Origin of the sequence: Streptomyces marokkonensis (assembly GCF_039539045.1) — a bacterium.
Taxonomy (GTDB): domain Bacteria; phylum Actinomycetota; class Actinomycetes; order Streptomycetales; family Streptomycetaceae; genus Streptomyces; species Streptomyces marokkonensis.
Genome location: NZ_BAABCQ010000239.1, coordinates 1 through 8,559, shown reverse-complemented (window position 1 = coordinate 8,559; position 8,559 = coordinate 1). Strand labels below are relative to the sequence as shown.

8 protein-coding genes are annotated in these 8,559 nt (G+C 68.8%); 6 read left to right on the top strand and 2 right to left on the bottom strand.

Features of this window, described 5'->3' with window-relative positions; genetic code table 11:
• The first annotated feature begins 462 nt into the window (after positions 1-462).
• The 6 genes from ABEA26_RS33515 to ABEA26_RS33490 all read left to right on the top strand — a co-directional run bounded on the left by ABEA26_RS33515 (position 463) and on the right by ABEA26_RS33490 (position 6,058).
• A complete protein-coding gene (locus tag ABEA26_RS33515; RefSeq protein WP_345597497.1) occupies positions 463-666 on the top strand; it encodes a hypothetical protein in 204 nt (67 codons plus the stop codon).
• A 103-nt stretch (positions 667-769) separates the two neighbouring features.
• A complete protein-coding gene (locus ABEA26_RS33510) occupies positions 770-1,891 on the top strand; it encodes a sugar-transfer associated ATP-grasp domain-containing protein (protein WP_345597495.1) in 1,122 nt (373 codons plus the stop codon).
• Between the two features lie 13 nt (positions 1,892-1,904).
• Positions 1,905-2,834 carry a hypothetical protein gene (locus ABEA26_RS33505; protein ID WP_345597493.1) on the top strand — a complete coding sequence of 310 codons (930 nt, stop codon included), beginning with the start codon at positions 1,905-1,907 and terminating at the stop codon, positions 2,832-2,834.
• Positions 2,835-2,885: 51 nt separating this feature from the next.
• Positions 2,886-4,265 carry a cysteine--tRNA ligase gene (cysS, locus tag ABEA26_RS33500; protein WP_345597491.1) on the top strand — a complete coding sequence of 460 codons (1,380 nt, stop codon included), beginning with the start codon at positions 2,886-2,888 and terminating at the stop codon, positions 4,263-4,265.
• Positions 4,262-4,831 (top strand): 2OG-Fe(II) oxygenase, encoded by a 570-nt coding sequence (locus ABEA26_RS33495; protein WP_345597489.1) that lies wholly within the window; start codon positions 4,262-4,264, stop codon positions 4,829-4,831. Before cysS ends, ABEA26_RS33495 begins: the two co-directional genes overlap by 4 nt.
• A gap of 54 nt (positions 4,832-4,885) precedes the next feature.
• Positions 4,886-6,058 (top strand): serine hydrolase domain-containing protein, encoded by a 1,173-nt coding sequence (locus ABEA26_RS33490; protein ID WP_345597487.1) that lies wholly within the window; start codon positions 4,886-4,888, stop codon positions 6,056-6,058.
• A gap of 152 nt (positions 6,059-6,210) precedes the next feature.
• On the opposite strand, the gene ABEA26_RS33485 is transcribed toward ABEA26_RS33490, so the two are convergent.
• Both ABEA26_RS33485 and ABEA26_RS33480 read right to left on the bottom strand, forming a co-directional pair.
• Positions 6,211-6,735, bottom strand: a complete 525-nt coding sequence (locus ABEA26_RS33485) for a hypothetical protein (RefSeq protein WP_345597484.1) — start codon at positions 6,733-6,735, stop codon at positions 6,211-6,213.
• A gap of 157 nt (positions 6,736-6,892) precedes the next feature.
• Positions 6,893-8,559, bottom strand: a 1,667-nt coding sequence (locus ABEA26_RS33480; RefSeq protein ID WP_345597482.1) for a relaxase/mobilization nuclease domain-containing protein, incomplete at its 5' end; no start/stop codon positions are given.

Below are 8,559 nucleotides of genomic sequence, written 5' to 3'. Positions count from 1 at the left end.
GCCTTCTTGCACTTAGGTCAGCGGGTGCAGATCCTTGGGGTCAGACATCCCACCCTCCCCTCAGATTGGTAGTCAGGAGGCTACTCCCCGTGCGAGAAACGGGGGTTTCTCTCGTTGGAGGAACCCCTGGGAAACGTTCCGAGCCCGCGGTCCACGGCCGTTCACTGGGCCTCACGCCGTTCGGAGCTGAGCACCCGGGTTAACCGGCTCCCCCGCCCGCTCCGGACGGCTCCTAGACCGCAGCCCGTCATCGGCGTCCCTGGCGTGGGTGACGGGCTGCACCGCCCCCGAGGAGGTCGTGATGAGCCAGCCTCTGCCCGTCCGTACGCCCGGCGACAGCGGTCGACAGCACACGGTTCCCGAGCCGCCGGCCGGTCCGAGTCCGGCTCTCCGCGCCCGCGCTGAAGCCGGGTGGGAGAGATTCCTCCGTCGCGGAGCGAGCGATCGCGAGGAGTCCGAGCGGTGAATCCGGTCGATGACGAAGGCCGGGAGGACCACCCCCTCCTTCACCGCCTGGTCCGCGACATCGCGAGCCGGGGCGAAGGGGAGCTGACCGAAGTCGTCCATGAGAGGCACGGCGGCCGGCTCATCCGTATCGCCCACATCCAGCCCGAGAACGGCGTCGCCTGGTCGACCGCCGCCGACAACATCGGGCCTGCCCGATGAGGCAGCGACTCGCTGTCGTGGCCTACGTGATCGTCGTGAGTGCGCTCGTCGTCACGTTGGCCATCGCCGGAACCCCGGACCACTGAGAAACGGGAGGAGCACCATGAGACGCACCGCGAACCGCGGCTTCAACCACCGCCAGGCCGTGACCGAGGAGTGGTTCCGCACCCAGGTCCTTCCTCGCGTGTCCGGCGCGCGGTTCCTTCCCTACCAGGTGCGGCAGCTGCGGAGTGAGCACCTGCCGGCGATGCTGCGCGACGAGGACAGGAAGAGCCTGGCCCTCATTGCCGGGGACTTGGTGAAGGTCTCCGCGCGGTGGCGCTGCCTGCCGTTCCACTACTTCCGCTACGGCGGATACAGGCGCGAGGTGTCCTCCGAGCGGGCCTGCTCGTACCTGCCGGAGAGCGCCCTGTTCCACCGGCTCCTTCCCCGCGTGAACCGGGACGCGATCGACCTGGACGACAAGACGTCCTGCAAGAGGATCCTCGCGTCTGCTGGCATCCCACAGCCCGCGCTCATCGCGAGCGGTGACCGCCGTACGGGTGTGACGTCCGCTGGTGAGGTGGTGCCGCTGACGGAGGTCCTCGACCACGCTTCCGGACTCGGCCGCGTGGTGGTCAAGCCCTCCCGCTACTCCAGTGGTGGGTCCGGCGTCGTGATCGTGCGGCCAGGCGAGGACGACTTCGACCTCCCGGCCTACGCGCAGCGGTGGGGCACGTGGCTGGTGGAGCAGTACGTGCCGCAGCATTCCGACCTGGACGTGCTGAACCCGTACGCCCTCAACACGTTCCGCGTGATCACCCTTCTGCGTGAAGGCGCCGCCGAGGTCCTGTACGTGATGCTGAAGCTCGGCGGCGCCGAGAGCACCACGGACAACTCGGCCGCCGGCGGCATGCAGATCCGTGTTCACCCCGACGGACGACTCGACTGCCACGGCTACGACCGGTACCTGAACGCCCACACCCGCCACGGGGTCAGTTCAGTGCCGTTCGCCGACCACCGGATCTCCCGCATGACTGAGGTCCGAGAGCTGGCCGAGCGCTGTGCCCGCCTGTTCCCGCAGGTGCCCTTCATCGGCTGGGACATCGCTCTCACGCCCGGCGGACCTGTGGTCATCGAGGGCAACAGCAGCCCCTCCCTCGCACACATCCAGCGCACCCACGGCGGCATCGCGCTGGAGCTCGTTCCCGCGCTCCGCTCCGTGATGGATCGCCCGATCATCTGACCAAGGAGTTCCCGTGGAAAACCTGAGAATGCAGGCCCGCGCCGCCGCCGGAGGTCTGCTCGACACGCTCAAGACGATGCCTGAGGTCCAGGCGCTCTACGTCCTGTCCTCCTCGGCGGTCGCGCCCCGCAACGTCACCCGGTTCAGCACCGACTCCGACTTCGACCTGGCCGTCATCCTCGACGTCCCGATCAAGGAGGACGAGTGGAGGTCGCGGCCGGCGGACACGTACGCCCTGGTGCGCGACCGACTCCCTGCCTGGATCCCGGAGTTCAGCTTCCACCTGCCGGTCCCCTGGGGACGCATGGAGGTCAACGTCCACCAGCTCCTCTTCCAGTACGAGGCCGACCCGCGCACGACGTGGAACAGCGACAAGTGCGACGCCTACGGGAACAAGGGCGAGCCGCTGTTCGACCGCGAGGAAGCCTTCGGGGCACTGATCTCCCACAAGACGCGCGAGCAGCTCCAGCGCCTGGAGGGCGAGACCTACCGGCTGTACAACCGGATCACCTGGGACGTGCGCGAGATCCCGCTGCGCATGGCGCGGCGGGTCGGAGTGCCCACGGGCCACTTCGTCCTCTCCGGGGCGCTGGACGAGGTCGTGGACTGGATGTACGCGCGATCGGGCCAGCTGCTGCCGAACATGAAGTGGAAGCTGTACTCCCTCGGCGCACTCGGCCTGATCAGCAGCGAGCAGGAGAACCTGCTGATCGAGGCCCAGCAGTGCGACCCGCTGTCGGTGGTCGACCTGGAGCGGCGGTGCGAGGCCCTGAGCGAGTTCTGCCGCGCGGTCGGGATGGACCTCAGCCCCGGTGCGATCGAGGCCGTGCGGAAGGCGTACCAGCGGGCCAACCACCACCTGCTCGGGGACGAGGCAGCGCTCTTCGCCACCCTGCCGTCCCCGCGGTTCGTCCCCTTCGGCGGGCGCGGCGGTTCCAGTTAGACGCTTATGTCCGGGCGTCAGTACGCTGCGTGATCCGCTTACACAGGAGGCATGATGTCGATCAAGGTCCACAACACGCTGACCAGCCAGACCGAGGAGTTCCGCCCCGAGCGGGAGGCCGAGGTGCGGATGTTCGTGTGCGGACCCACCGTGTACGGCCCCAGCCACGTCGGGCACGCGAAGACGTACACGCAGTTCGACTTCATCGCGCGGTACCTGGAGGCGAGCGGGTACAAGGTCACGTACCTCCAGAACATCACCGACGTCGACGACAAGATCATCCGGCGGTCGGCGGAGCAGGGCGTCCCGCCAGAGGAGATCGCGGCCCTCTTCGAGAAGCAGTACCTGGAGGACATGGCCGCACTGGGGAACACCCGTGTCGACGTCCACGCGCGGGCCCACGATCACATCGACGCGATCGTGGACCAGATCAAGCGGCTGATCGAGCGCGGCCACGCCTACCAGCTCGACGACGGCTGGTACTTCGACCTGGCCTCGTTCCCCGCGTACGGCAAGCTCTCCGGCCGCACCGATCTCCGCCCCGAGGACTCGGTGTCGCGGATCGACGACAACTCGAAGAAGCGCAACCCGGGTGACTTCGCCCTGTGGAAGGGCCGCAAGGACGGCGAGCCCTTCTGGGAGACCGACCTGGGCCAGGGCCGGCCGGGGTGGCACATCGAGGACACCGCGATCACGGAGACCTTCTTCGGGCCCTCGTACGACCTGCACGGCGGCGCCGTCGACCTCATCTTCCCGCACCACGAGGCCGAGGTCGCCCAGATGGAAGCTGCCTCCGGGATCGAGCCGCTGGCCCGCTACTGGATGCACACCGGTCTGCTGCGGGTCGACGGCGAGAAGATGTCGAAGAGCACCGGCAACTTCCTTACCATCCGCGACGCCCTCGCCCGGACGGACTTCCGCACCCTGCGGCACGCCTTCCTCTCCCAGCACTACCGCTCCTCCATGGAGCTGAACGACTCCACGCTGGAGCAGGCCCGAGGGGCACGCCGCCGGATCGAGAACTTCGCCCGGACCATCGACCCCGCGCACACCGACAGCCCGGCGAACGCCGCACGCGCGACGGACGCCTGGAAGGAGATGCGCGAGCGCCTGGACGACGACTTCGACACCCCCGGTGCCCTCGCCGTCCTGTTCCAGTACATCCGCGAGCAGAACCGCATGGAGGAGCCGGCCGGGCCGGCCGCCCTGCGGCTGATCGAGGACGTGAACAACCTCTTCGGAACCTTCGACATCCCCGGCTCCGCCCAAAGCGATGCCGCCGTAGACGAACTCGTGAAGGAACGCGACCGGCTCCGCGCGGCGAAGAAGTTCGCCGAGGCCGACGCGATCCGCGAACAGCTCACCCAGCAGGGCGTCGTCCTTGAGGACTCGCCCGAAGGCACCCGTTGGTGGAAGGAGACCACTTCATGACCTGGAAGAACCGCTTACCGCTCGTCGTAGGGAGCGCCATCCCCCTCAGCCTCTGCGGAGCGCTGATGGACCACGTGAAGAACCACACCGCCCGCCCCCGCACCTACCAGGGCGTCATCGACGAATCGCTGCGCAAGAGCGAGTACGTCGAGGTCCCGGCGCACCTGGAGAAGGCAGTTATCTCCCACTGCGCCACCCTCGTCCGCAGCCATTTCGAGATCGCCCCGAGGCCCATAGCCACCCAGCCGGCGGTCGTCTACCGCTACGGCCCCGGCGTCGGCTTTGTCGCCCACCACGACGAGGTCACCGACATCGAGCGCGAGCGGGCCCGGACCAATGGACAGCCCGTGGTCGGCGGTGACCTCACCCTGGTGGTCTGGCTCAACACGCCGGACTCCTACGGCGGCGGCGAGCTCTTCTTCGAGAACCCCGCCCAGGAGATCAAGCCGCCCTGTGGGAGCCTGGTCGCCTTCCCCGCCACCCGCGAGCACATCCATGGCGTACGGCCGATCACGAGGGGCGAACGCGTCACCCTCGTCGTACGCGTCGATGCCGAACGCCTCTGAGCACAGGCCACTTCCCCTGTCAGCTGAGGCAGCGCGGCTGCCAGGATGAACGGTATGACGACGATCAATGGTGAGGTTGCGCCCGGGTTCGAACCGGTCCGCGAGGCGTTCATGGCGAACTTCACCCAGCACGGGGACATCGGCGCGGCCGTGTGCGTCTACTGGCACGGCCGGCCGGTGGTCGACCTGTGGGGTGGCGTCGCCGACCCCGAGACCGGCCGTCCGTGGACACGGGACACCCTGCAACTGGTCTACTCGGCGACGAAGGGAGCCACCGCCACCGCGGCGCACATGCTGGCCGAGCGCGGCATGCTCGACCTTGACGCTCCGGTGGCGAAGTACTGGCCGGAGTTCGGGGCGAACGGAAAGGCGGACATTCCCGTCCGCTGGCTCCTGTCCCATCAGGCCGGCCTGGTCGCCCTGGACGAGCCGCTCCCGCTGCCCCAGGCGCTGGCCTGGGAACCCATGGCAGCAGCGCTGGCGGCCCAGCGCCCGCTGTGGACTCCAGGCACCGCACACGGGTATCACGGCCGGACCTGGGGCTGGCTGGTCGGAGAGGTGATCCGCCGAGTCTCCGGCCGCTCGCCGGGCCGCTTCTTCGCCGACGAGATCGCGGGCCCTCTCGCCTTGGATTTCTTCATCGGCTTGCCGGCGAGTGAACGCAGCCGGGTCAGCCGCATGGTGTACCGGCGACCGGCCGTCGACCTCACCACCGTGCCCGCCGAGGCTGTTCCCGAGGAGCTTCGCGAACAGGTCGCCGCCTGGCGGGACCCGAACTCATTCAGCAACCGAGCGTTTGCCGTCACCGACCCGGCCGTCATTGACTTCGACTCGCCAGAGGTGCAGGCCGCAGAGCTCCCGTCCTCCAACGGCATCGGCACCGCACGGGCGCTCGCCCGCATGTACGCCGCGCTGATCGGCGAGGTGGACGGCGTGCGCGTGATCACCCCGGAGACTCTCGCGTCGGCGACCAGGGAACAGGCCGGCGGGAAGGACCAGGTGATGGTGATCCCAAGCCGATTCGGCACCGGCTACATGCTGCCCACCGAGGGCAACGTCATGACCGGCCCGAATGCCTTCGGCCACACGGGCCGCGGCGGCTCACTTGCCTTCGCCGATCCGCAGCACGGCATCGCCTTCGGCTACGTGATGAACCACATCATCAGCGGGTCCGACGATGCACGTGCGGCTGCGCTGACAGAGGCGGTGCGGAAGTCGGTGGCGTAAGTGGTCGATGCTGGCTCCGAAAGTCAGGCCATCCCCCATGCAAGCCGGGCTTGAGACACCTGGCGGGTGCCGAGACTCAGCCTCACGGAGACCAGGAGGCGCGCGAGAACAGCCGGATTGGACCGCCTCGACGTCGTGCAACGGATCCACCTTCAGCCGCTGAGCTCCGCGCGCAGGTGCTCGTTCTCCTCCTCCAGGGCCTTAACGCGTCGTTCGAGCTCGGCTCGTGTCGGCTTCTTCGGGGGTGGCGGAGGCGTGGGTTCCGTTGGTTCTGGTGGCTCGCCGCGTAGTCCGATGGGCTCGAAGGCCACGATCGTCAAGCCGTCTTTCCCGCACTCAGGGCATCGCTTGCTGTATCCCCCAGCGTCGATGGGGTCGGTGTACGTGTAGTGCGCCTCAGTCTCGATGATGTGGCCGCAGTACAGCCGGACACGCCACCGCATGATCTCGTGGTCCTGCTTCTTGAAGGACTGCATCAGTTTCGCGACGTTCTCGAACGCCTGGCGGCGGCGCTCCGCCCTCGCCGGGTCTGCCCGGCATTTGGCGACGTCCTCGTCAACCTGTCGCCGGACCCGCTCGCAGCTCTCCTCGCTCTGCTTCTGACGGCTGTGGTCCCGGCGAGTGAGTGCGTATTCCTCCAACGGAACGCCGCTGCTCCTGTATTCGACTTCACGCATGACCGGGCAGCGTAGTAGTGGCGTCCCAAGCGGCCTCGGAGAAGAACGGTACTGGTCAACCATCTTGCGGTTTATGGGCCGAGATGGCAGGAGAAGACTATGCGCGACCGCCGGAAAGAGCTTGAGTGCTGGCTTTGAGGGGGCGGGGCGGCCCTCCTTACAGCCGTGGACGGTTGATCGGATTCGCGGATACCGGAGTCGCGGCGGGCTGTGTCACGTACGCCCCGAGGCCAGTCGAGGATGTCCACGTGGTCGAGCGTCGGCGGGCGGCTTCGGCGCGGGGGTTGGGTACGGGGTTGCGGCTGGTGTGCTGGATGCGGGTGATCAGGACGCGGGCGGGCTGGCGGGCGGTGGTGAGTTCGCGCTGGGCGGCGGCCTCCTTGAGGAGCTGGTGGGGTTTGTGGCCGCCTGCTTCGGCGTCGGCCAGGACGGTGGCGAGGGCCGGCCAGGCGGGGTCAGTGAGGATGCGGTCGGCGTGATCGGGGACGGCGGCCCGGACGTCATGGGCGAGGGTCCGCCGGGCCTGGTCGATGGGCTGACGGATGGCGAGGCTGTCGATGACGGGTGTCAGGGGCTGGTCTGCGGCGGCCTTCAGGTGGTGGAGGGTCTGGCGGGCGGCTTCGGTCTGGTGGGCATGGTTGTTCGCCTCATGCCAGCGGGCGGCGACGATCGTGGCCCAGACGAGGGCGGTAAGCAGGGCGGCCAGGGCGCTGCCGTCGGGGCCGGTGGCGGTGTGGGCGATGTCGCGGGCCGCCTTGCGCAGCGTGTGGGCGGCCTGGTTCTCGGCTCGGATCGGGGACCGCTGGGCGCGGGCGAACGCACGTGATGCCGCTCGTTGTTCGGCGTGGAGGTGTGTGGGGGCTTTCTGGGCGGTGGCTTCGATGAGTTCGCCGAGGGCGGTGACGTGGGCCTGGGCGTGGGTGTCGTCGGCCATGCCGGCGTGGAGGGTGTCGAGGGCGTCGGTGGCCTGGTGCCAGGGGGTGGTGGGGCGGTCGCGGCGGGCGGTGGGGTGCTCTTCCGGGCCGGTGGTTTCGAGGCGGGCCTTGAGCTTGGGGAGGGTGAGGTCGGGGGCGATCTTTCCGCCAGGGTGGAAGATCTGTTCGCCGTCCTTGTTGAGGTCGCCAGGGCGGCCGACGGCGTAGCCGAGGAGGTCTCCGGACGGTCCACGGCGGGGCTTGACCGCAAGGCCGTCGGCTTCGAGGTAGGCGAGGAGTTCCTCGGCGCTGCTCGCGTGAGGGATGGCGGCGCGAATGCGGTCCTGGAGCCAGTCGCGGCTGGTCTGCTCCCAGCCGAGACGCTGGGCCTTGTGCATCTCGGCCTGGCTGGGCCGACGTGCGGCGGTGCGGTCTCCCTTCTTCAGCTGGCGCAGGCCGTAGTCGGTCTCGATCTGGCGGCATGCGTCGCCGACGCGGATGCCGCTGTCGTGGAGTTTCGGGCGGCGGCCGTCTTCGCGGACGGTGGTGGCGAGGATGTGGATGTGGTCGTCCGCGTGGCGTACGGCGATCCACCGGCAGCCGAGGTCGTCTCCGGGCGGGGCGATGCCGGCGGCTTCGACAATGCGCTGGGCGATCTCGCCCCACTCGGCATCGGAGAGGCAGCGGTCCTCGGGTGCGGCGCGGACGGGGCAGTGCCAGACGTGGTCGGTGACCTTCTTACCGAACTCGCTGTTCCGAAGATGAACGGGCTCGTCGAGGTGGCGGGCGAGCTGGGTCAGGGTGGCGTCCGGGTCGCGGCCAGGGTCGGGCATGCCGAGCATGGCGAAGCCGGCCACGATGTGCGGGTCGGTGTGCTCGTCGTGACGGCCGGGGCCGTAGAGGTAGGCGA

What these genes read in the sequence shown, in the direction of transcription:
- cysS (WP_345597491.1), top strand. Translation starts at nt 2,886, where the DNA reads ATGATGTCGATCAAGGTCCACAACACGCTGACCAGCCAGACCGAGGAG.
- ABEA26_RS33495 (WP_345597489.1), top strand. Translation starts at nt 4,262, where the DNA reads ATGACCTGGAAGAACCGCTTACCGCTCGTCGTAGGGAGCGCCATCCCC.
- ABEA26_RS33510 (WP_345597495.1), top strand. Translation starts at nt 770, where the DNA reads ATGAGACGCACCGCGAACCGCGGCTTCAACCACCGCCAGGCCGTGACC.
- ABEA26_RS33485 (WP_345597484.1), bottom strand. Translation starts at nt 6,735, where the DNA reads ATGCGTGAAGTCGAATACAGGAGCAGCGGCGTTCCGTTGGAGGAATAC.
- ABEA26_RS33490 (WP_345597487.1), top strand. Translation starts at nt 4,886, where the DNA reads ATGACGACGATCAATGGTGAGGTTGCGCCCGGGTTCGAACCGGTCCGC.